Annotated in this window: 24 protein-coding genes; 11 read left to right on the forward strand and 13 right to left on the reverse strand. The window is 41.0% G+C overall.

The window, feature by feature from the left end; genetic code table 11:
• The 4 genes from ppk1 to purM all read right to left on the reverse strand — a co-directional run bounded on the left by ppk1 (nucleotide 1) and on the right by purM (nucleotide 4733).
• Nucleotides 1–2070, reverse strand: a complete 2070-nt coding sequence (gene ppk1, locus BDD26_RS13190) for a polyphosphate kinase 1 (protein WP_115826782.1) — start codon at nucleotides 2068–2070, stop codon at nucleotides 1–3.
• A 28-nt stretch (nucleotides 2071–2098) separates the two neighbouring features.
• On the reverse strand, nucleotides 2099–2662 hold the full coding sequence (speG, locus tag BDD26_RS13195) for a spermidine N1-acetyltransferase (protein ID WP_115826783.1): 564 nt from the start codon (nucleotides 2660–2662) through the stop codon (nucleotides 2099–2101).
• 348 nt (nucleotides 2663–3010) lie between these two features.
• Nucleotides 3011–3649: a phosphoribosylglycinamide formyltransferase gene (purN, locus tag BDD26_RS13200; protein WP_038269810.1), complete on the reverse strand. Its 639-nt coding sequence runs from the start codon at nucleotides 3647–3649 to the stop codon at nucleotides 3011–3013.
• Between the two features lie 43 nt (nucleotides 3650–3692).
• On the reverse strand, nucleotides 3693–4733 hold the full coding sequence (purM, locus tag BDD26_RS13205; protein WP_115826784.1) for a phosphoribosylformylglycinamidine cyclo-ligase: 1041 nt from the start codon (nucleotides 4731–4733) through the stop codon (nucleotides 3693–3695).
• A 230-nt stretch (nucleotides 4734–4963) separates the two neighbouring features.
• Here purM and upp point away from each other — a divergent pair, with 230 nt between their 5' ends.
• Together upp and BDD26_RS13215 are read left to right on the forward strand one after the other, a co-directional pair.
• A complete protein-coding gene (upp, locus tag BDD26_RS13210; RefSeq protein ID WP_038269806.1) occupies nucleotides 4964–5590 on the forward strand; it encodes a uracil phosphoribosyltransferase in 627 nt (208 codons plus the stop codon).
• Nucleotides 5591–5844: 254 nt separating this feature from the next.
• Nucleotides 5845–6195, forward strand: a complete 351-nt coding sequence (locus BDD26_RS13215) for a hypothetical protein (RefSeq protein WP_115826785.1) — start codon at nucleotides 5845–5847, stop codon at nucleotides 6193–6195.
• A 71-nt stretch (nucleotides 6196–6266) separates the two neighbouring features.
• Here BDD26_RS13215 and BDD26_RS13220 read toward each other — a convergent pair whose 3' ends face one another.
• On the reverse strand, nucleotides 6267–7121 hold the full coding sequence (locus BDD26_RS13220; RefSeq protein ID WP_115826786.1) for a hypothetical protein: 855 nt from the start codon (nucleotides 7119–7121) through the stop codon (nucleotides 6267–6269).
• A gap of 261 nt (nucleotides 7122–7382) precedes the next feature.
• On the opposite strand from BDD26_RS13220, the gene hda reads away from it, so the two are divergent.
• Entirely contained in the window at nucleotides 7383–8090 is a 708-nt protein-coding gene (gene hda / locus BDD26_RS13225; RefSeq protein ID WP_038269800.1) for a DnaA inactivator Hda, read from the forward strand.
• A 77-nt stretch (nucleotides 8091–8167) separates the two neighbouring features.
• On the opposite strand, the gene arsC is transcribed toward hda, so the two are convergent.
• Both arsC and bepA read right to left on the reverse strand, forming a co-directional pair.
• On the reverse strand, nucleotides 8168–8527 hold the full coding sequence (gene arsC / locus BDD26_RS13230; RefSeq protein WP_038269797.1) for an arsenate reductase (glutaredoxin): 360 nt from the start codon (nucleotides 8525–8527) through the stop codon (nucleotides 8168–8170).
• An 11-nt stretch (nucleotides 8528–8538) separates the two neighbouring features.
• Nucleotides 8539–10017 carry a beta-barrel assembly-enhancing protease gene (bepA, locus tag BDD26_RS13235; protein WP_115826787.1) on the reverse strand — a complete coding sequence of 493 codons (1479 nt, stop codon included), beginning with the start codon at nucleotides 10015–10017 and terminating at the stop codon, nucleotides 8539–8541.
• A gap of 160 nt (nucleotides 10018–10177) precedes the next feature.
• Here bepA and BDD26_RS13240 point away from each other — a divergent pair, with 160 nt between their 5' ends.
• Complete coding sequence (locus tag BDD26_RS13240) at nucleotides 10178–11236, forward strand: AI-2E family transporter (RefSeq protein ID WP_038269793.1); 1059 nt, start codon at nucleotides 10178–10180, stop codon at nucleotides 11234–11236.
• 162 nt (nucleotides 11237–11398) lie between these two features.
• On the opposite strand, the gene bcp is transcribed toward BDD26_RS13240, so the two are convergent.
• Nucleotides 11399–11872: a thioredoxin-dependent thiol peroxidase gene (gene bcp, locus BDD26_RS13245; RefSeq protein ID WP_038269791.1), complete on the reverse strand. Its 474-nt coding sequence runs from the start codon at nucleotides 11870–11872 to the stop codon at nucleotides 11399–11401.
• Nucleotides 11873–12790: 918 nt separating this feature from the next.
• Here bcp and BDD26_RS20245 point away from each other — a divergent pair.
• Together BDD26_RS20245 and BDD26_RS13250 are read left to right on the forward strand one after the other, a co-directional pair.
• Nucleotides 12791–12985, forward strand: a complete 195-nt coding sequence (locus BDD26_RS20245; RefSeq protein WP_244922733.1) for a hypothetical protein — start codon at nucleotides 12791–12793, stop codon at nucleotides 12983–12985.
• Entirely contained in the window at nucleotides 12982–13257 is a 276-nt protein-coding gene (locus tag BDD26_RS13250) for a thioesterase domain-containing protein (protein ID WP_244922734.1), read from the forward strand. The genes BDD26_RS20245 and BDD26_RS13250 overlap by 4 nt, the downstream gene beginning before the upstream one ends.
• A 371-nt stretch (nucleotides 13258–13628) precedes the next feature.
• Here the strand turns inward: BDD26_RS13250 and BDD26_RS13255 are convergent, their stop codons facing one another.
• Nucleotides 13629–14186 carry a glycine cleavage system transcriptional repressor gene (locus BDD26_RS13255; protein ID WP_038269782.1) on the reverse strand — a complete coding sequence of 186 codons (558 nt, stop codon included), beginning with the start codon at nucleotides 14184–14186 and terminating at the stop codon, nucleotides 13629–13631.
• 246 nt (nucleotides 14187–14432) lie between these two features.
• Here BDD26_RS13255 and dapA point away from each other — a divergent pair, with 246 nt between their 5' ends.
• The 3 genes from dapA (at nucleotide 14433) to purC (ending at nucleotide 17216) form a co-directional block, all read left to right on the forward strand.
• Nucleotides 14433–15332, forward strand: a complete 900-nt coding sequence (gene dapA, locus BDD26_RS13260; RefSeq protein ID WP_038269780.1) for a 4-hydroxy-tetrahydrodipicolinate synthase — start codon at nucleotides 14433–14435, stop codon at nucleotides 15330–15332.
• 16 nt (nucleotides 15333–15348) lie between these two features.
• On the forward strand, nucleotides 15349–16395 hold the full coding sequence (gene bamC / locus BDD26_RS13265; protein ID WP_038269777.1) for an outer membrane protein assembly factor BamC: 1047 nt from the start codon (nucleotides 15349–15351) through the stop codon (nucleotides 16393–16395).
• Between the two features lie 107 nt (nucleotides 16396–16502).
• Nucleotides 16503–17216 carry a phosphoribosylaminoimidazolesuccinocarboxamide synthase gene (purC, locus tag BDD26_RS13270; protein WP_038269775.1) on the forward strand — a complete coding sequence of 238 codons (714 nt, stop codon included), beginning with the start codon at nucleotides 16503–16505 and terminating at the stop codon, nucleotides 17214–17216.
• Between the two features lie 134 nt (nucleotides 17217–17350).
• Here the strand turns inward: purC and BDD26_RS13275 are convergent, their stop codons facing one another.
• On the reverse strand, nucleotides 17351–17728 hold the full coding sequence (locus BDD26_RS13275; protein ID WP_147299018.1) for a hypothetical protein: 378 nt from the start codon (nucleotides 17726–17728) through the stop codon (nucleotides 17351–17353).
• A 244-nt stretch (nucleotides 17729–17972) separates the two neighbouring features.
• Here BDD26_RS13275 and BDD26_RS13280 point away from each other — a divergent pair, with 244 nt between their 5' ends.
• Together BDD26_RS13280 and BDD26_RS13285 are read left to right on the forward strand one after the other, a co-directional pair.
• On the forward strand, nucleotides 17973–18425 hold the full coding sequence (locus tag BDD26_RS13280) for a DUF441 domain-containing protein (protein ID WP_038269771.1): 453 nt from the start codon (nucleotides 17973–17975) through the stop codon (nucleotides 18423–18425).
• The gene (locus tag BDD26_RS13285; protein WP_115826789.1) at nucleotides 18422–20620 is read left to right on the forward strand and encodes a tRNA(Met) cytidine acetyltransferase TmcA; all 2199 of its coding nucleotides are present in this window, start codon (nucleotides 18422–18424) and stop codon (nucleotides 20618–20620) included. Before BDD26_RS13280 ends, BDD26_RS13285 begins: the two co-directional genes overlap by 4 nt.
• Here the strand turns inward: BDD26_RS13285 and BDD26_RS13290 are convergent.
• Genes BDD26_RS13290 through dapE form a run of 3 tightly spaced genes read right to left on the reverse strand, consistent with a single transcriptional unit; the run spans nucleotide 20550 to nucleotide 22590 of the window.
• A complete protein-coding gene (locus BDD26_RS13290; protein ID WP_072022066.1) occupies nucleotides 20550–20759 on the reverse strand; it encodes a YpfN family protein in 210 nt (69 codons plus the stop codon). The genes BDD26_RS13285 and BDD26_RS13290 overlap by 71 nt on opposite strands.
• Nucleotides 20760–20788: 29 nt before the next feature.
• Nucleotides 20789–21466, reverse strand: a complete 678-nt coding sequence (locus BDD26_RS13295) for a M15 family metallopeptidase (protein WP_115826790.1) — start codon at nucleotides 21464–21466, stop codon at nucleotides 20789–20791.
• Nucleotides 21463–22590: a succinyl-diaminopimelate desuccinylase gene (gene dapE, locus BDD26_RS13300; protein ID WP_115826791.1), complete on the reverse strand. Its 1128-nt coding sequence runs from the start codon at nucleotides 22588–22590 to the stop codon at nucleotides 21463–21465. Before dapE ends, BDD26_RS13295 begins: the two co-directional genes overlap by 4 nt.
• Between the last annotated feature and the right edge of the window lie 5 nt (nucleotides 22591–22595).

Genomic DNA, 22595 nt, shown 5'->3' on the forward strand with positions numbered 1-22595 from the left:
TTAGGCTCTTGGTTCCGGTTGTTCCAGGTTTTTCAGATAATCGTAAATGGCAGTTTGTGCGCGGATTTTACGCTTATTTCCCCGTGGCACATAGCGGTTGCTCAGTTCTTTATCAATATAGCGCGCCTTGACTGTATCGTTAAACTGGAGTTCTAAGATATCCAAAACTCGTTGTTTTAACAGGGGATCTAACAAACAAACTGCGACTTCAATACGATAATCAATATTCCGGGTCATCCAGTCTGCGGAAGAGAGAAAAACTTTTTCATTCCCTTGATTGGTGAAAACATAAACCCGATCATGCTCAAGAAAGCGATCTACAATACTGGTGACCTGAATATTCTCACTAAAACCGGGTTGATTGGGAACCAGAGAACACATGCCCCGGATCAGAAGACGTACTTTGACACCCGCTTCGGAGGCATCATACAGGCGATCCACTAATTCTCTGTCTACCAGGTTATTTATTTTTAAGGTAATGCCTGCTGCTTCTCCCGCTTTGGCATTTTCGATTTCTTGAGTAATTAACTTATTGAGCATTGCACGTGAATTTTGGGGTGATACCATCAAATTCTCAAATGTTACAGGGCGATAAGGATTTTCAATAAAGTTAAATACACGACGTACTTCATTGGTGACTTCTGGCTTGGCGGTTAGCAGGGAATAGTCGGTATATAAGCGTGCCGTTTTTTCATTGAAATTTCCTGTACCGATGTGGGCATAGCGGATAATTTCACTGCTTTCAAGGCGTGAAATGATAAACAGCTTAGCGTGAATTTTCAGGCCCGGAGCAGAGAAAATCACATGCACGCCTGCTTCAGTCAGGCGTTTTGCCCAGTGGATGTTAGCCTCTTCATCAAATCGTGCCTGTAACTCCACTACTACCGTCACTTTTTTACCGTTGTGAGCCGCATGGATCATAGAATCAATAATGCGTGAGTCTTTAGCTACACGATAGATATTGATTTTTATTGATAATACACTCGGATCGAATGATGCCTGCCGCAGTAATTCCAGTACATGCTCGAAAGTATGATAAGGATAATAGAGCAAAACATCTTGTTCACGGATGGCATCAAAACCGTTGCGGAAATGATCGAACCAGGTATGACGTAAGCGTGGCATTGGTTTATTCAGGAGGGTCCGGTTTCCTTCATTGGGAAACTTAATGAAATCTTTGAAGTTGTGATAACGGCCACCAGCAATGACGGAGTCATCATTAGACAACCCTAACTTATTGCGTAGTAGCTCTACCATTTCATCCGGCATATCTCGTTGATAAACAAAGCGGACCGGCTCGGCTGTTAACCGTTGTTTCAGGGTTGAAGACATCAATTCCAACAAACTGGACTCCATTTCCGTTGCTAAATCGTATTCAGAATCACGGGTCATTTTCATGGAGTAGACGTTCAGTGTATCGTAATCAAAAAAACCTTTGAAAATTTCATCCAGTGTATAACGCAAAATGTTATCAAGTAAAATCATTGATTTGCGTTTTTTTGGCATTTCTGGTGGCAGATTAACAAAACGGGGAACTTTGTCTGCTGGAATTTCCAGCAGGGCATATGTTGTTTCTTGTCCCCGAATAATTTCCACGGCCAAATAGGTGTAATCATCTTTCAAAAATTCAACCAGATTAGTCTCTGGATTGATAACGATAGGTGTAATATGCGGACGTAAATGTTGCCGGAAATATTGCCGCAACCAGATTTGTTGATTGGGAGATATCTGCCGTTCATTGATCAAGAAAATCTGGTTGCGTGCCATTTCCAATAATAAATCGTTATAGAGTTCATCAAACTCTTGATCGATTTTGGCTACTTTAGACTGGATCTTTTTGAATAATTGCCGGGCGCTGGTTGCAGAGCCCCGTTCTTCGCTAATAAGAATACGACGTTTTACATCAGCAAAACGAACTTTATAAAATTCATCCAGGTTATTGGAGTAGATCCCCAGAAACCTCATTCTTTCAATAAGTGGATTGCTTTTGTCAGCCGCTTCCTGAAGTACGCGTTCATTGAAAGAGAGCCAACTGAGTTCTTTTTCTGTATAGAGGCGGTCGTGGGACATTACGACTCCATTTGGTCCATTTATTGGGTTAACGATCTTGCTTTTTACGCTGAGAATGACGACTTTTATTAGCAAAATAGTGATGTTGGAAAGTACACATCCGAATAGCAGTATGATAAGAGCCGTTTACGAAAAATTCATCGATTAATTCACCTTCTTTATAAAACCCTAACTTATTGTATATATGAATTGCTTTTTCGTTCTCTTTATCAACGATTAAATAGAGTTTGTAGAGATTGAGTACAGAAAATGCGTACTCCATCGCAAGTTTAACGGCCTCAGTTGCATAGCCTTGCCCTTGATAAGCTGGTGCAATAATGATCTGAAATTCGGCACGGCGGTGAACATAATCAATTTCCATCAACTCAACCAAACCGACTTTAGCGTTCATGTTCTCTATAATAAAACGGCGTTCACTTTGGTCATGGATATGTTTGTCATAGAGATCGCATAATTCGACAAAAGCTTCATAAGGCTCTTCAAACCAATAGCGCATGACACTGGCATTGTTATCAAGCTGGTGGACGAAAGGGAGATCTTCCCGTTCGAGGGGGCGTAAGTTTACAGGTGGATTTCCAGAACCACTGGACATTAGATACCTCAGTGTTTTTACGATAAGGGCCGATTTAGTTTTGGTCTGTACGAAATGATATACGGATAGTTAATTATTACTAGATATCCCCGTCGCCTTTCAAGTTGCAGCTTTGGATCAGCACTGTATTGACAGAGCCAACAAATATAGGAAAAGAACGAAATATGGAAAAAGAACTTTCCGAAATAATAACATACAGCAAAGTGTCTGGTTAATTTTCATTATTTTAACATGATTAGCTTTAATACATTAGCTTTAAAGCGTATTAATCTCAATGCATTAATTTTACATGCTAACCTGAACACATTAATTCTGAACACAATGCTGTAATTGATCTAATAATATTGGTTATTCTGAAGCATAACCTTGTGGTGGCAATATCTTGCCATCCATAATGGCGGTATTGTTATCCATTCTCAGGCGCTGATCCAGGAACCAGCCGATGACCAGCGGGTAGATATTATGCTCCTGAGTTTGAACGCGTCTGATAACATCTTCTTCCTGATCGCCTGCAAAGATTGGGACTTTAGCCTGCAAGATAATGGGACCACCATCAAGCTCTTCAGTAACAAAATGGACAGAAGTACCGTGCTCCTGATCGCCATTTTCTATTGCTTTACGATGGGTATGCAGACCGGGATATTTCGGTAGCAGGGATGGGTGAATATTAATCAGGCGTCCGCGATAATGCTGTACAAAACCGGGTGACAATATTCTCATATAACCCGCTAAAACGACCAAATCGGGCTGATATCGATCAAGAGCGGTGAGTAGGGCAAAATCATAATCTGCACGATCTGAATACTCTTTCGGATTGAGAAAATGCGTGGGAATACCCGCGCATTCTGCCCGTTGCAGGCCATAAGCATTGGCATTGTTGCTGAATACTGCACAGACCTGCCCATTAATCCGGTTTTGTCGGCTGGCATCAATAATGGATTGTAGATTACTGCCATTACCAGAAATTAATACCACAATTTTTTTCATAGGATGACTTTCTATTGACAGGCTTTTATTAACTGGCTTTCTGTTAACTAATAACGACTTGCTGTTCGTTGTGACCAAGTTCAGCAATGCTGCCGATTTGCCACGCATTTTCACCCGCTGTGTTTAGCCACTCAATTGCCTGTTTTGCCTGAGATTGTGGTAGGGCAATTATCATACCGACTCCACAGTTGAATGTGCGGTACATTTCGTGATCGCTGACATTACCTGCCTGCTGCAACCATTTGAAAATCGCAGGCCATTGCCAGCTAGTCCCCTCGATTCTTGCCTGCATATTTTCTGGCAGAACACGGGGAATATTTTCCCAGAAGCCGCCACCCGTCAGATGAGAAATCGCGTGGATCTCAACATTCTCAATTAATTCAAGTAATGGTTTGACATAAATACGGGTCGGCGCAATTAAATGATCAGCTAATGGCTTATCATCCAGTTTGGTTGTCTCAGGATTGGTCTGACTGACTTCAAGGATTTTGCGAATTAATGAATAGCCATTAGAGTGTGGTCCGCTGGATGCTAATGCAATCAGTGCATCGCCGACCTGAACCTGACTACCATCAATGATTTCTGATTTTTCAACCACGCCGACACAGAAACCCGCAACGTCGTAATCTTCTCCATGATACATGCCGGGCATTTCGGCTGTTTCTCCACCGACCAGTGCACAACCGGCTTGTTTACAGCCTTCTGCAATGCCGGTAATGACACTGGATGCTGTATCAACATCTAATTTACCTGTCGCATAATAATCAAGGAAGAACAGCGGCTCTGCACCTTGAACCACCAGATCGTTAACACACATGGCGACCAAATCAATTCCGATAGTATCATGACGTTTCAGATCCATTGCCAGACGCAGTTTAGTACCAACGCCATCTGTGCCGGAAACTAAAATAGGTTCGCGATATTTTTGTGGCAGGGCACATAATGCGCCGAATCCTCCCAATCCCCCCATCACTTCAGGGCGTCGGGTCTGTTTCACTACGCCTTTGATACGATTGACTAAGGCATTACCAGCGTCAATATCGACACCGGCATCTTTATAGCTAAGAGAGATTTTGTTGGTCACTGTGTCGCTCCCAGGCGATTGCATTTGAATGAATAAAACAGAACGGAAATAATTCTAACAGTCTGGGCAAACGTTTGCGATAGCTTTCTGTAGGTTATTACGGATAAAAAAATTGAAGAAAAATACTTGTGGTTGCTAAAAATCAATAGATGGATAGTGGCGCGATATCAAAAAGGAGGTATAATCCCGCGATTTTTTTATCTGCCGGCTATATACAGTAGGAGAAACCCATGAAGATCGTTGAGGTTAAACATCCACTCGTTAAACATAAACTGGGCCTGATGCGCGACCATGACATAAGCACTAAGCGTTTTCGTGAACTGGCCTCAGAAGTGGGAAATCTTCTGACATATGAAGCAACTGCTGATTTAGAAACTGAGAAAGTGACCATTGATGGATGGTGTGGTCCGGTAGAAATAGATCAGATCAAAGGAAAAAAAATCACAGTAGTGCCTATTTTGCGTGCAGGTTTGGGAATGATGGATGGAGTTTTGGAAAATATTCCGAGTGCCCGTATCAGTGTTGTCGGTGTTTATCGTGATGAGAAAACATTTGAGCCTGTGCCTTATTTCCAAAAACTGGTTTCTGACATTAATGAGCGTATGGCGCTGGTTGTTGATCCGATGTTGGCAACAGGTGGTTCTATGATTGCTACGATTGATCTACTGAAAAAAGCAGGTTGCCCTGTCATTAAGGTATTAGTTTTGGTTGCCGCACCAGAAGGTGTTGCAGCACTGGAGAAAGCTCATCCTGATGTTGAGTTATATACCGCGTCTATCGATGAACGTCTTAATGAACATGGGTATATTGTTCCTGGCCTGGGGGATGCAGGCGATAAGATATTTGGTACAAAATAATATCTCTTGACGATAATAAAAAAATGAGTGAGGGCCTAAAATAATTTATATTGGCTTTGCTTTATGAGAAAGAGTTTTTGAACGAACTCTTTCTCATATTTTTTATATAGTGATAAGTTGTGTAATGTTTTTCGTAGTATCAATACATATATCAGTTGTACTCCTGTCTATTGATTCGATATCTTTTCTTCCATAAATTTTTACTATACTAAAAAGGTTAGATGACAATAAGATGAAAAGTATAGAGGGACAGAATGGAAAACATAAGCACTATTACTTTATATATAGATGAGTCTCTGATAAAAGCGCTTTATACTGAGCTTGCTAAATTTCACATAGAAGTTGATTCAGTCAGATATCGTCCAAAAACGTTCAATGCAGTTAAACCAACGCTCACTTTTTTTAAAGATAATTTAAGATATCTTGATGATATAAGAAAAGCTTTAATTTCACTCCTCGGAGGTGGCCGTAACCTAAAAATATCTGTAGTTAAAAGTGATGGTAGCTCCATATCTATTGAAGGTGATCTAGATAAGGATGAAATCAGTGAAATTTTGAAAGAAGCTAACGCTTTGATAATTTCTAAGTCAGATAAGGAAAAATAACTCATCAAAAAAAATCATTTCATTATTAATGAAGCCATAGCCACTTACATTTTTTCTTACTATTTTTTTTATCACTCTTTGTAATAGTCAAAGAGTTTAGTGTAACTCATATTATTCATTTCGGATGTATTATAATCAGTTATTATATTTTTATCTGTTAATTGATAAAGTTTACCTGTCCCATCAATAAATGCTCGGTTTAAAAGTATAACTTCTGCCTTATCACGTATGGTCGTGAATATAAGTTGTCGTAAAGGAGAAAAACATTGGTTATACATGTCAGTTTTGATTTCATTACACTTTTGGCTGTCTACTACTGAAGGCACATAGTGATCATTAACATACCATATTTGCATTTTTTTCTGCCATTCAAAAGGATATTGTGAACCTTGACAAATAATATCAGCCCAGGGATCGCATATCCAGGCTTCTGGTTGAAGGGTATTGAGCTTATCGAATTCATGCTGAATATCATCAGAACAGGTTCGAGGATGGTATATCATAATAAAAACATGATCATAGGGGGCGGTGAGACTACATGAAACTATAAAAGTTGGATTTCTATCTATTTTTCTATAATGATGAAAAATTTCAAGTGAGTGGAGTTTCATTAATTCATGAAGAGCATAATCGCTAAGTTCGTGACAATTTCCAGCAAGATTTCTTCTGAATTTATTAACGGTATAATAAGCATAGCTATAGGGAATATCATCGTCTTTCTTTCTTTGTATAAGTGTATTACGCATTTTCTCTACGTTAGTGTGAACTTTAAAAAAGGTATCTATGAATTTTTCTATGTTAGGATTTAGAGTATCTCCAATGCAATCAATATCTTTTGTAGAGTAGGGGATATGGGTTGATGAGCCAGCTTTAAATGTGTTTTGTGCTCGTCTGGTGACTAGTCTTAAAATATTCTCAATATCCATGGTGAATTCCTCGAATATATCTGATGATGTAATAACCGAATATCGTCTTTGACGTTGTATAATATTTTTAATTACATAGTCAATGGTGATTTGAAAGTCTGCTCTATAGTGTATTTTTTAACGAATATCTGGATGAATAATCCCTTAAAATGAAAAACAGGTTTTGATACAAGCCGGATTCATTTCATTTGCTGCTGTTTTTTGCGGTAGACTTGGTTTTTATGGTAGACTTAGTGCTGTTCGTTATCCGTTCTGTTTGAGGTGCTTCTGAATACACCGGCGCAGCTTTCATTGCCCTTATATTTGCCTGATGATGAAACATTTGCCAGTTTTTTTGCAGGTGAGAATACGTCTTTATTAGCAGCAATAAAATTGGCTATTAGTCAATCACATGGCAGTTATATTTATTTTTGGTCCCGCGATGGTGGGGGCAAGAGCCATTTACTCCACGCAGCCTGTGCCGAATTGTCCCAACAAGGGGAGGCTGTAGGATATGTACCATTAGATAAACGTGCTTATTTTGTTCCGGAAGTTCTTGATGGTATGGAACATTTATCATTGGTGTGCATTGACAATGTGGAGTGTATTGCAGGTGATCAGTTATGGGAAATGGCTATTTTTAATCTTTATAACCGAATTGTAGAGATCGGCCGAACCTGTCTTTTGATCACCGGAGATCGTCCTCCCCGGCAAATTAACTTAACATTACCAGATTTGGCATCTCGCCTGGATTGGGGACAGATCTACAAATTGCAGCCACTGTCTGATGATGAAAAAATTCAGGCATTGCAATTGCGGGCGAAGCTACGGGGATTTGAATTACCTGAAGATGTAGGCCGTTTTGTGTTAAAACGACTTGATAGGGAAATGCAAACGCTATTCAGGACGTTAGATGAGCTTGACCGTGCTTCTATTGTGGCTCAACGTAAACTCACAATTCCGTTTGTAAAAGATATTCTTGACCTTTAACAAGTCGGGTCAGGAAGCAAAGGGCGAAAAAGTGATAGCGGTATTTCCCTATCACTTTTTTGTCTATCTCAGATTAATTAATCGCCTAAAATTTCTTTAACTTGCTCTGGCGGGCGTCCTAAGCGTGCTTTATCTCCTGCCACAACAATTGGGCGTTCTATGAGTTTAGGGTTCTCGGACATTGCCTGAAGTAAGGCTTCCTGTGATAGTTCACTATTATCAAGCGCCAGTTCTTTATAGAGTGCTTCTTTAGTTCGCATTAACTGACGGGCATCGTTGAAACCCAGTTTTTTTAATAAAACAGCAAGTTGTTCTGCTGTTGGAGGTGTATCGAGATAATGAATGATTTCTGGTGTAATCCCAAGGTCTTCAACTAACTTAAGCGTTTCCCGGCTTTTTGAGCAACGGGGATTATGATAAAAAATAATATCTTGCATGTAAAAAAACCTCATTTCTCATATTGGCTATAACGTTGTTGCAGTTGGCGTAACTGATCAATGCGGGCATCGTAGCGGGCTTGATCATAACTATTTAATTTTACCAATGCACTGGCCTGACTGAGATAATTTATAGCCCTATCAAACTGTCCTTTTAATGCCATGGTTTCTGCATAAGCTGCCAATTCAGTACTGCGTTTTCCTTGTTTACCTGCCGCTTCTGCCATTAATGACCATCCCGTTAAATCATCAGGATAGTTAAAGGTATATTGGAATAGCTGCTGTGAAGCCTTTGGATATTGTTTAGCCTGAATATAGACATTAGCGAGATTGATTTGTAGTACTGGATCATTTTTATGTTTTTGAAAGGCTTGTTGTAAGCGGGTAATAGCTTGCGCATACTGTGATTGTTCAATATCAATATTTGTCATGGCGTCGATAAACCATATATTATCTGGTTGCGCATCCAGTAATGGAGTCAGTATTGTTCTGGCTTCAGCATATTTTTTATTTTGGATTAGCAAGAGAACCCGCCCGTAAGAGGCGGCAATTTTTTCTTTTGGGGTTCCTTGGCTGTATTTGTTCAGAAACTCCTCTGTATAGGGAGATTGTGCATAAGATTGTGTTGTAGGCTTTATTGTCAGAATACGCACGCGAGCAAGCAGATAATCCTGTGATTCTGGGATAGATTTTTTGGGGTATTGATTGGCTCTATTGCGGGCGTCAGCTAAGCGGTTGTCAGGCAGTGGATGGGTGTATAACATTTCTGGCAGTTTAGAGCTGTACCGGGATTGATCTCCTAGAGTTTGCATGAAATTGGGCATTCCATAAGGATCAAATCCGGCCTGGTTTAATATCCGCACACCTATACGGTCTGCTTCCTGTTCGTTTTCACGAGTAAAGCTGATTATGCCTTGTGTAAAACCAGCCAGAGTACCACTTAATGCTGCCATTCCTGCTTGTGGATTAGCCATTAGCAGTAAGATAGAACCTAATGCTCCAGCCCATGCCAGCGGTGATTTTCGTTGAATATCTTCCATCCGGCGGGCTAAATGACGCTGAGTGACATGGGCGATTTCATGGGCCATGACAGACGCTAATTCGCTTTCATTTCGGCTATAACGGAACAGGGCTGAGTGTAGTACAACATTGCCACCGAAAATAGCATACGCATTAATGTTAGGGTTATTGACGATATAAAAATGAAAAGGCGTTTTGACCGCATTTGCGTGATTTACTAACCGCTGGCCTAGCATATTGATGTATTTTGTTAATAGTGGATCATAAATCAGCGGAGTTTCAGCACGTATTTGACGGATATAGAAATCACCTAGTTCTATTTCTTGATTGATACTGAGTGTAGATCCTGCTGTTGTACCAATATCTGGTAATGAATCTGCAACAGGTGCGGAAAGGGCCGGAGTATTACCAAATAGTGTCAGATTAACCAATATCGCTATCAGGGATTTTTTAGTAGACGTTTTTTTCATAAAGCGATTCTCATAAAAACACTTCTAATAAAAACACTATGTCCAGTTAGCTATCATTTTCGGGATACGTGTATGATAGAAAAGGGTAACTTAAAATCAATCAGTTGTAAGCAATTTCAGTAAAATAATTGTTAAGTTTTATTATCAGGGAGTTTTGTCTATGTTGGATATGATCATGCAATGGTATCACCGCCGTTTTGCTGATCCACAAATTGCTGCATTATCGTTCATTTTGTTAGCAGGTTTTGGCATCATTTATTTTTTTAATGGCATTTTGGCACCAGTTCTTGCCGCAATTGTACTGGCGTATTTACTGGAATGGCCAACGGTAAAACTGGAAAAATTAGGGTGTAGCCGCTCACTTTCTGTGACTATTGTATTAACCATTTTTATGGGGATTAGTGCCCTGATTATCCTAATCGTTGCCCCAACGGTCTGGCAACAGGGAGTGAATCTGTTTTCTGATCTGCCAAATATGATTAACCATTTTAATGAGTATGCCCATACTTTACCCTCCCGTTATCCTGCTCTGGTTGATGCAGGTATCATTGAAATGTTTGCAGAAAATCTGCGTGGCAAACTTTCTTTAGCCGGTGAATCTGTGGTTAAGTTTTCCGTGGCATCTTTGATTGGGCTGTTAACTTTTTCTATTTACCTGATTATTGTTCCTTTTATGGTATTTTTCCTGCTGAAAGATAAAAATAAGATGGTTGCAGCATTACAAAGTATATTGCCACGTAACCACGGTTTAGCCGGGAAAGTATGGCATGAAATGAATCAACAGATTACGAATTATATCCGTGGAAAAGTGATGGAAATGGTTATCCTGACCATTTTTACTTACGCGGTATTTGCTTTCTTTAAATTGCATTATTCGATGCTACTTGCTGTACTCGTTGGCCTGTCCGTGTTAATTCCCTATGTAGGTACGGTGATTGTTACTATTCCTGTGATTATAGTTGCATTATTCCAGTGGGGTTTCGGAACAGATTTTTGGACACTATTTATCGCTTACTCGGTTGTACAAGGATTAGACGGAAACCTGCTTGTACCTATTCTGTTTTCAGAAGCAGTAAATCTCCATCCACTGGTTATTATTCTTTCTGTTATTATTTTTGGTGGATTATGGGGATTCTGGGGCGTTTTTTTTGCTATCCCATTGGCGACTTTGATCAAAGCGGTCATTAATGTCTGGCCAGAAGAAAAAGCAGAAGAGTAGTCATAGTGAACCGCGATAGTGCTGACAATGCAGAAGCACCGCAAAAGTGGTTAAGTTGCGATTATTGTCAAGCACGTGGTTATAATGGTATGGAATATAATAGCCCGTAAAAAAATCCCCCATCTGATTGATGGGGGATTGTGTTATTAGCCTGTAAGTTTATCAAGATGAATGCTGTTTTAGATAATTCAGAACAACTTGGTGGTGGTCACTGGTTTTGAATTTATCAAAAACGTGTTCAATATTACCTGCTGGATCAATTAAAAAACTGATGCGATGAATACCGTCATAGGTTTTTCCCATAAACTGCTTTTCACCCCAAACACCAAATTGCCCGGCAACCTGATGATCAACATCAGAAAGCAGAGTGAAATTCAGCATCTCTTTCTCGACAAAGCGGGATAATTTTTCGGGAGTATCTGTACTGATGCCTAATACTGTGACATTAATTTTTTCCAGTTCGTCCATCGTGTCGCGTAAACCACACGCCTGAACAGTACAGCCCGGTGTCATTGCTTTGGGATAGAAATAAACTAAAACACGCTGACCTTTGAAGTCAGATAAGTTAATGTTTTCACCATCTTGGTCAGGAAGGCTGAATTGAGGGGCCTTATCTCCGGCTTTCAATGGACTCATCACGCATTCTCCGTTTAATCGTTTTTATTCAAATGGATTTTATACACTAATACTACCAGATGTTCACTCATTAATACGTATTCTGCATCTTTCGAAGAGCTGGCAACTGGCCGAATGGCTGGTGTTGGGCATTGAGCTCATGCGAAATCGCTCTCTGTCTTATGCAGAAGACGGATTTTCATCAGGACTCTTTGAAGCCGGATATATCCGTCATTCCGTACCCAATTCCTGATTTAAAAATAGTGTGATCTTCATCCTGTTTTTAACTTTCTTCGTTTACCGAAAATTAGGGCGCTATGAGGATGTGAGGGAGTCTATCTGAACAAAAACCGATGGTTCTATTTTCGCAGTTTGTCTCAGGCTGTAAGATATTTCTGAGTGTTTGAAATATTACATCAAAGAATAAACTAACTGTAATACATCTTATTGTATTGATTATTACTCTGTTCATGTTTTTTTAATTAAATAACAAGAGGTGAAATTAATTTTTATTGATGATTTTTAATCATCACTATAAATGCAATTGCATTTATAAAATAATTTTAAATAGAATTATTCTTAAGCTAAGATAATTTTTATTTATTAGGTTAATAAACGTAGTCAATAAAAAATGAATGAGTTCATCTAGAAAAATAAAAATGAAGACAGAATATCTTATTCTGATTTGCCAAATTAATTATTTACTCCGTTATTAGAAAAATTGTTGTAAAGTTGATGTTTATTAATCAAAAATTAAACGATGAAATTTAAAAGTCTGATAGAAAATACCAATTAAATATTCTGAATAATGTCTTAGGCATGAGTTATATTTCTCTCCAGTCAAATGAACAAAACAAAAAGCAAGAAAAAATATTTTTGATAATCCTACAGATTGATCATTTTTAAACAACTAACAGATTCGTTTAGATGAGGTAATAAATGAAAGATAACATTGCTACAGCGGGAAATAGTCTTAATGGTGAAACACTTTCTGGAATTGCTATCCCTGAATTAAGCACTCACCATCCGTGGCCTGTCGCGGTTTCGGGAATACTGTACGTTCTGGCGGAGCACTACCGCCTTTATTCTTTGTTCCCACTGGAACAGGCGATTATTCCTATACTTTCGGGGTGACTGAACATATCCAGTCAGGTTATCCGGTTTATGCGTTGCCCTGGCCGTCTATGAATGAGGAACTGATATCGACAATGGAAATGCTGGCCGCCAGAGTTATCACCTTTATGAAAGCCGTTCAGCCTGAAGGCCCATACCGGATATGTGGTTACTCTTCTGGTGGGATACTGGCTTATGCCATTGTTCAGCAACGGTTGAATAGTGGTGATAAGGTTAACAGACTTGGCCGCAAAACAGCTGGAGCAGAGAGAAAATTATGCGCAAATAGTTAAAGATTATGTGCCAGAAACATTGACAGTGACGTTACATTAGTTTTATGCGATAGATCCTCCTCCCTCTAAATCTATGTCAGTTTCCACAGATTCTGAACAGACGTCTTTAATTATGGACTGTTCATTAGGATGGAGTGAAGTGATGCCTGCTTCTTTAATACGGCTGATTGCTATACCCGGTAATCATTCCAGTTTATTTGAGGATAAAGAAAATAGAATTGTTTTATCTCAGGCGCTCAATACGATGTTAGCAAGGTAAATATCTGGTGATCCCACTTTATTTTTATTCGATAAAGTAAGGTGGGATTTTAACCCAAGGTGTTCATACGGAAAATCTGCTCTGGGGCCAATTCCTATTGTGGCGAGTGTACTCAAGCCTTACCATCCAACGCTTCCTGCACACTAATACTGCCTTGCGCATTCAATTCGGTGCACAGGCGATAAAAGGTTTCTTTAAATACAATCCCGTTATCATCCAGTGGATTATGGCCTGTAATTTGGATCTGCAAACGAGCGGGCATATTTTCATCGACCGGATGGGTTTTTGATACCAGTTCAGCAATATTGAAATTCTGGGTTGTGAACAGATTAGTAAAACGTTCAACAATACCGGGAGAATCATCTACATCTACCCGGACTGAAACTGTTGAAGGAAATTTTGTCTGAGCACCGCTGTGGGTACGTTTCATCACAACGAGTAATTCAAGTTCAGCTGCTCTTTGGGGCAGAGTGGATTCAATCAAGGTAATCGAGTTCCAGCTACCAGATAGCAGCATGATAAAGGTAAATTCTTCGCCAAACATTGCCAGACGGCTGTCCTCAATATTACAGCCGCATGTATTAACAAGGCGGGTAATGGTATTGACGATACCAGGGCGATCTGCACCGAGAGCAGTGATCACTAAAAAATGTGGTTTTGATTTTGGCAAAGTGATTTCCTTTATCTATGGTAGATGTCTGCTATACATATCGTTATTAAACATAAAAAATGATCAGGGGAAGGTCAATCGCATTTATGGGAGAAAGGTTACGATTATAATCTCTGTTTAATCGTCTACATTTGGTATTAACAAAATTCATTGAAATCGTATGGTTAAAGAGTTTCCTTCCTTATGACAAGAAAGTACCATGATTTTCTTGTTTGCAGTGTAAGATTTAGTTAAGAGGAAATGGTAATGGAGAGTGGGTACTTCGATTTTACGGGCAGTATGGTTGCAATAATCACACCAATGGATTCAACAGGTCAGGTTGACAAGAGCAGTTTGAAAAAGTTAATTGATTATCATGTCGCCAGTGGTACATCATCAATTGTTTCTGTTGGGACAACCGGAGAGTGTGCCACACTTACTCATGATGAGCATGTAGATGTTGTACTGACAACACTTGAATTAGCTGATGGCCGTATTCCGATTATTGCCGGAACAGGCGCAAATGCTACTACGGAAGCTATTTCTCTGACCCGATGCTTTGAAAATACCGGAGTTGTTGGTTGCCTGTCTGTGACACCTTATTATAATAAGCCATCGCAGGAAGGTTTATATCAGCACTATAAAGCGATATCTGAGAATACCGACTTACCACAAATTCTGTATAATGTGCCATCTCGTACTGGATGTGATTTACTGCCATCGACTGTTGCACGTTTGGCGAAATTGAAAAATATTGTCGCAATTAAGGAAGCAACAGGGAACTTAAGTCGTGTCAGTCAGATCCGTGAATTGGTTAATGATGAAAATTTCATTCTGCTGAGTGGTGATGATGTAAGTTTTCTCGATTTCATGCATCTTGGTGGAAAAGGGGTTATTTCTGTAACAACGAATGTGGCTGCGGCAGAAATGGCACAAATTTGTGAGTTGGCTCGTCGTGGTGAATTTGCGAAAGCGCGTAGCCTGAACAGCCGGTTGATGGAATTGCATCATAAATTATTTGTTGAACCTAGCCCGGCGCCAGCTAAATGGGCCTGTCAGAAACTGGGGTTAATTGCCGATGACACATTGCGTCTGCCAATGGTTTCATTGACGCAAGAAGGGCAAATTTCAGTTGAAAATGCCTTGAAAGTGGCTGAATTACTGTAAAATTTAGGGAATTTTAATGGCAACATTATTGCAAAAATCGAAGGTCATGAAGATTGCTGGCCTGTCATTGGTTGTCTTGCTGGCAGCATGCTCCAGCGATCAGCGCTATAAACGTCAGGTAAGTGGTGATGAGTCTTATCTTGAAACGCCTCCTTTGAAGATATTGAATATTCCCGCTGGGATGAGCTTACCACTACAAAATGGTGAATATGATATTCCGCCAGTGGCTTCAGAAGGGGCAACCGGAAAGGCTCTTGATATACGCCCACCATTGCAGGCATTGGCGTTATTGACAGGATCTCGTGTTGAAAATAGCGCACAAAGCAGTAAGCTGTTGCTTGAAAATACGCCTGAATACAGCAAATTGTGGTCACAAGTGAATGATTTCTTAGCTAAGAAAGGTTATCAGGTCAGTCAACGCAATGATGCCACCAAAACGTTGACAACTGACTGGGTTTTGTGGCCACGGTCAGATGAAAATGTGCCTTATAAAGGACGTTACCATATTTCGGTTGCTCAGCAGGGTTATCAAATAGCCTTGACTGTTTCAAATGCAGGTCTGGAACATGGCGATAAGGTTGTCAGCAATCCACTGGAAATCCAGCATTACAATACATTGATGCTTAATGAATTGGCCAGAGGTTTGAGTGAACAGCAAGAACTGTTGGCTCAGAACGGTACTCAGGATACGGGTGCTTTGGCGGTACAGAGCGGTAGCGATAACACAGGGTTGCCACAAATTATTGTCCGTGCATCATACAATACAGTCTGGAACAGGCTGCCATATACATTGGAAAGCATCGGCATGCAAGTTACCGATCGTACCCGTTCGACTGGCTTAATAGCGGTAACTTATAAAGAGCTATCTTCTTCAGGCTGGAAAGCATTAGGTGTTGAGGCACCGACTATCAGTGAAGGAAACTACAAGTTACAGGTAGGTGATCTGGATAACCGAAGCAGTTTGCAATTTATTAACGAAAAAGGTAAGCCGCTGACTCAATCCGAAAATGATCAAATGGTCGCAGTGCTGCAAGCAGCATTTAGCAAGACCACAAACAAATAACATATAAAGGGGCTTAAGCCCCTTTATATATTTGAGTGAAATGTTTTAGGTTAGATGTTTTGTTTAATTTTCCGTTTAAAAAAGATGTCGCATCTCTGGAGTGTAATATGCAGAAAAAAGCTGAGTTGTATCGTGGAAAGGCAAAAACAGTGTACGCTACTGATAATCCTGATCTGCTTGTGCTGGAATTCCGTAATGATACATCAGCATTGGATGGTGAACGCATTGAACAGTTTGATCGTAAAGGAATGGTGAATAATAAGTTCAACTATTTCATTATGCGTAAATTGGAAGAAGCAGGTATTCCGACCCAGATGGAACAGTTGCTATCAGAGAATGAATCTCTGGTTAAAAAACTGAATATGGTGCCTGTTGAATGTGTTATTCGTAATCGTGCGGCGGGTTCACTTGTGAAACGTCTTGGTGTGGAAGAGGGAATGGTTCTGAATCCACCTTTGTTTGACTTGTTCCTGAAAGATGATGCCAGACATGATCCGATGGTTAATGAATCGTATTGCGAAACATTCGGCTGGGTCAGCAAGGAACATTTAGCTGAGATGAAGCGTCTGAGTTACAAAGCCAATGAAGTTTTAAGTCAGTTATTTGATGATGCCGGCTTAATTTTGGTGGACTTTAAGCTGGAATTTGGTCTGTTCAAAGGGAAAATCGTATTGGGTGATGAGTTTTCACCAGATGGTAGCCGTTTATGGGATAAACAAACGATGGATAAAATGGATAAAGATCGTTTCCGCCAAAGTCTTGGTGGCTTAGTTGAAGCGTATGAAGAGGTAGCTCACCGTATTGGCGTTCTTTTAGATTGATTACGCAAACGATTACTTAAATGGATGTAGCCATTCGGCAATATCTGTATCCAATAAATTTCAGGTTGCAGCTTTGTTAGCTGCAACCTGAAAAATGAAATGCATGAAAGCAATTACGTATTAGTTGCCACGGGTTACAGCAGATATTTTGTTTTTTGCTGCCAGCCGTTTTGCTGCATACAAAATCTGTAAATTTGATTTCTGGAGCGTTCGTTGACATCAATGATATAACTTTCAGTCATAGGAACACTTTGTTCATAAGAACAATCTTTACCACAGTAATTTTTGACTGTTCTAAGGTGAGAAGTTTGAGCCACTTCGTTTTTCACTGGAAATCGTTGTAGAGCACTTGTATTGCACTCTGCATTTGCTTCGTGAAAAGGTGTGGGATTACTCCTTGCGGGTATCCATTGAGTGGTACAACCAGTTAATAGCACACTTATAGTGATTAAAAGCGCTGATTTTTTCATATTTCCTGTACGAACGCATCCTGTTTGCGAGGTATTCCCCACAATCTTTCCGCATTCACCTTAATAAAAGCATTAATATCTATCATAGAGATAACTTGAAAGATTCAGGGTATATTAGCAACTATTTTATTATGAAAATATAGTTATTCGTTGGTATATTTCCACCGAACATCAATAGGTTTACTGACATGCCAGGTAATTAAGCTATTATTCTGCTCTGCGTCAGATAATATATTGATTACTGTCAGAAGCATTATCTTCTATTTTGATAGAAAACAGGGAATTTATGAGTCAGATTGATCCCACTTTACTTATCTTATTAGTACTGGCTGGGCTTGGCATTATTAGCCACAACATGACAGTAATACTGGCCATGTTGTTTTTGCTGGTCCTCCGCCTTACCCCATTGAATCAATTTTTCCCTTGGGTTGAAAAGTATGGTTTAACACTGGGTATTTTGATTCTCACAGTAGGAGTCATGGCTCCTGTCGCCAGTGGAAAAATTTCTGCGCAAGAAATCTTCAGTTCATTCCTGAACTGGAAATCGTTGCTCGCTATTGCCGTCGGTGTTTTTGTGTCGTGGCTAGGTAGTCGGGGCGTATCCCTGATGTCAAATCAACCTTCTACAGTCGCGGGATTATTGGTCGGTACGGTGTTAGGTGTAGCATTGTTTAAAGGGGTTCCGGTCGGCCCATTGATTGCGGCAGGCATATTGTCCATTGTGATTGGCAAGTCATGACAGAACTGGATTTGAAATGGATAGCGTTGCAGGAACAAATGCAACGACAAGGACAACGCCGTTTGCTGGTATTAAGCGGTGAGAGTCAGTGGAGTGAACAGATCGTCACTTATTTGAAAGGGGTGTTTCAGGGGGATTGGATCACAATTACTTCCAACGCTCATGATGTTGTTGAATCCAAAAATGTTGTTGAACCCACAAAATCGGCTGGTTTACTGGGAAGAGAATTTTTACACGGGGTTTTTGATGCAACCCGTGGCTTTAATGCTGAAGCGTTAGCAATACTGGCGGGTACGCTGAAAGCAGGCAGCTGGCTGGTGATGCGCGTTCCTGTCTGGAAACAATGGGCTAATTTGCCAGATGAAGATAGTTCTCGCTGGAATGAGTCTGTTGGTGTGATCCCCACACCGCGCTTTATTCAGCATATTCAATGGCAACTCCTTACTTCTCCTGATTGTTTATTATGGCGGCAGGAAGCGTCTTTTCAGCCGGAGTTATTGCCTCAAACTCAGTTGTGGAGCATGCCGGATGGGAACCCAACAAGCAGTCAGAAGTTGATCCTTGAACAGTTGTTACAAGTTTCACAAGGTGTTTGGGTGATCACTGCACCGCGTGGGCGAGGAAAGTCTGCGCTTGCCGGAATGTTGGTGCGCCAGTGGCGAGGAAAATGTTGGTTATGCGCACCAGCAAAAGTGACAACAGAAGTTATTCGTTATTATTCCGGGGGGGTTGATCATTCTGATCCTGACGAACAGGGAGCACTATTCTGGTCGGTCGATAATTTACTGAAATTTCTTCGACTGAAACAGATCACAGACAATAATAGTGCAGAACAGAAGGTAGCGGCAGACTGGCTTTTGATTGATGAGGCCGCTGCAATTCCGATTCCACAGTTAGCGGAACTTATTCGACATTTTCCACGTGTGCTGCTAACCACAACTGTACAGGGTTATGAAGGAACCGGACGAGGATTTTTATTGAAATTCTGTTCTGCTTTACCCGATTGTCATATCAGAGAGCTGAAAACACCCATGCGCTGGGCCGAAAATGATCCATTAGAAACATGGCTGGATAGCGCATTGTTATTTGATAACGGTATTGATGATAGTCGATTGTTTTGTCAACAACCGTTTCATTTTGATATTGAAAAAAATTTATCCTTCAATTCCATTGAACAAGCCACGTGGTTACAACAACCCTGGTTATTGCGACAGTTCTATGGGTTATTAACAAGTGCCCATTATCGAACTTCTCCTCTTGATTTGCGTCGTTTGCTGGATGGCAGTGGAATGACATTTCTGGCGGCTATGTCTTCTTGTGTTGTGCATGATAACCCACAGCTGATTGGTGCACTGTGGATAGTGAATGAAGGCGGGTTGTCACCGGCACTGGCGCATGAAATATGGGCTGGCCGTCGTCGCCCAAGGGGGAATCTGGTGGCTCAATCGCTGGCAGCGCACAGTGGTTTTTCTCAGGCTGCCATAATGCGATCACAAAGAGTCAGTCGTATTGCGGTGCAAGCACAATATCGTCGCCTTGGTATCGCGCAGTGTTTAATTACTCAGCAATGTCAGGCAGCACGTGAGCAAAATCTGGATTTCCTGTCGGTCAGTTTTGGTTACACTGCTGAACTTTGGGCACTTTGGCAAAAATGCGGTTTTCGATTAGTGCGGATGGGAACGCATCTTGAAGCGAGCAGTGGTTGCTATACCGCGATGGCTATTTTGCCGTTGAGTGAACAAGGGATATGGCTTGCTCAGTCTGCACAGCAACAATTATCCCGTGATGTGAAGTGGCTGGAGTCATTGATTGGGTTTGTTTTACCTATTGCTCATCAAGATGATAGCCAGCTTGATGAGAATGACTGGCAAGAGCTGGCTGGTTTTGCATTTGCACATCGTCCTTTATCCGCTTCTTATTTTGCATTGCAACGCTTATTGTTAGCGAATGATCTGGCTCTGCCTGCATTGAGAAAACATCTCCAACAGGAGATGGAAATTGAGCAATGTGTGCGTGATTTGTCTCTGAATGGACGTAATGCGTTGTTAAAACGCTGGCGAGAAGAGACAGCAAGTGCATTGGCAAGTATTGATGAAATACTTGCCAGGCAATGGAAAGATCGGGCTATTTCTTGTGATCCGTTTTCTTGCCACCTGCCTGAGGCCAGTCGTCCTCATCGTCCCATGCAGCATTAAGATCCCGGTGAGGAGGGAGTTCAGGTTTGTTATCCAAAAAACGTTTTGTATTGATCCGGCTCAGTTCTTTTATTGCATTGATAATAATGCCTGCAAGTAACAACAGAACTACCCACCAATAATCCATTAGCCAGTGCATAACAGGCTCCTCTAACATTGTGATTGACCTTAAACCTCTTCTGTTGTTTTGATGTATTTTTCAAAAACACAGGAGAGGTTCGTAGTCAACCAATTAATGCCAGCAATGTCACGATCTTGCCAGGCATCTAATAAAATTTGTTCATTGAATAAGCATTCGGCTGCGTGAGATAGCGGCCAGTAACTAATATGCCAGGGTTCATAAGCTACACCTCGCACCGTGGCGTGGGTAAAGGGCCGATAGAAATCGTAACGGGACATGTTTTCTGTTAACCAATCTGATAGTGATTCAAAGTAACCACCTTCTTCATATTCCCATGGTTCCAATAATAACTGTTTGCCTTGTGGCAGCAGAAAAGGATCATAAATATCCAGCTCAGTTCCCCAATGATGGCGGCTGGCCCCCGGTAAGGCAGACCAACGGAGAATGGCTTCACAAATTTCTCCTTCGGCCATTTGAGTAATATCAAGAAGCTGGCTGTTGACATCTGATACTGGTCGTTGACCACGAAATTTTTCATTCCAGATAGTTTGTTGGCGTGTGAAATCACGAAAAGAGCTGGCGGGCTGTAACTTAAAGCCTGCATTGGCAGCGTCTCGTTGCATGGCAAGGAATGCTTTGGTGGCGTCAAATTGTAAACGATGATTACCAGATAGTGTCACCAAATGACCTGTCGATACACCAGTCAGCATTTCAGGGGTCATCATTTGATTAATTGCTCCATGATACGTTGATAGATCAGGCTTAACTCCTGTAAATCAGACACGCTGACACATTCATTTGTTTTGTGAATAGTTGCATTAATAGGCCCCAATTCCACGACCTGCCCGCCCATTTTGGCAATAAAGCGCCCATCAGATGTGCCGCCGCTTGTCGATAATTCTGGCTGATATCCACGATAATGTTTGATGGCTTCAACTGTAGCATCAACAAGCTCCCCTTTACAGGTCAGGAAAGGCTGACCGGATAACCACCATTCAATTTCATGCTTCAACTTATGTTTTTTCAGCATATCTTCCACCTGCTGGCGGACCCCGGTGTCTGTCAGTTCGGTACTGAAACGGAAATTAAACTGAACCTGCAATTTACCCGGTATGACATTATTGCTTCCCGTACCTGCCAGAATATTCACGATTTGCATACTGGTGGCAGGGAAGAATTCATTACCGTCGTCCCATTTAGTATTAACTAACTCCTGTAGGAAGGGGAGTGAGTGGTGAATAGGATTATCAGCGAATTGAGGATATGCAACATGCCCTTGAACACCGTGAATGGTTACATTGGCGGTCAGGGAGCCACGGCGTCCATTTTTGATAGTATCACCGAGACGTTTCTGGCTGGAAGGCTCGCCCACCAGGCAATAATCCAATCGTTCATGGCGTGACATTAATGTTTCAACGACTTTGACAGTGCCATTTACTGCATTAGCTTCTTCATCTGAAGTGATCAAAAAAGCAAGGCGGCCCTGATGATTAGGGTTATCAGCAACAAAGCGTTCTGCTGCAACTATCATCGCAGCCAGGGAGCCTTTCATATCTGCTGCACCACGACCATACAACATACCGTCACGGATAATTGGCTCGAATGGTGGGTTTTGCCATTCTGAGGTATCACCAGCAGGGACAACATCAGTATGCCCAGCGAGAGCAAAGGTTACCCCTGTTCCACGATAGGCCCAGAAATTCAGAGTATCACCGAACGGCATCCTTTCTATTGTAAAACCCGCATTTTGCAGACGCTGGATCAGAAGTTCCTGGCAGCCCTGATCATCGGGGCTGACGGAAGGTCGCTTAATTAATTCCTGAGTCAGTTCAATCACTGGACAAGTCATCAGTA

The organism is Xenorhabdus cabanillasii, from assembly GCF_003386665.1.
Taxonomy (GTDB): domain Bacteria; phylum Pseudomonadota; class Gammaproteobacteria; order Enterobacterales; family Enterobacteriaceae; genus Xenorhabdus; species Xenorhabdus cabanillasii.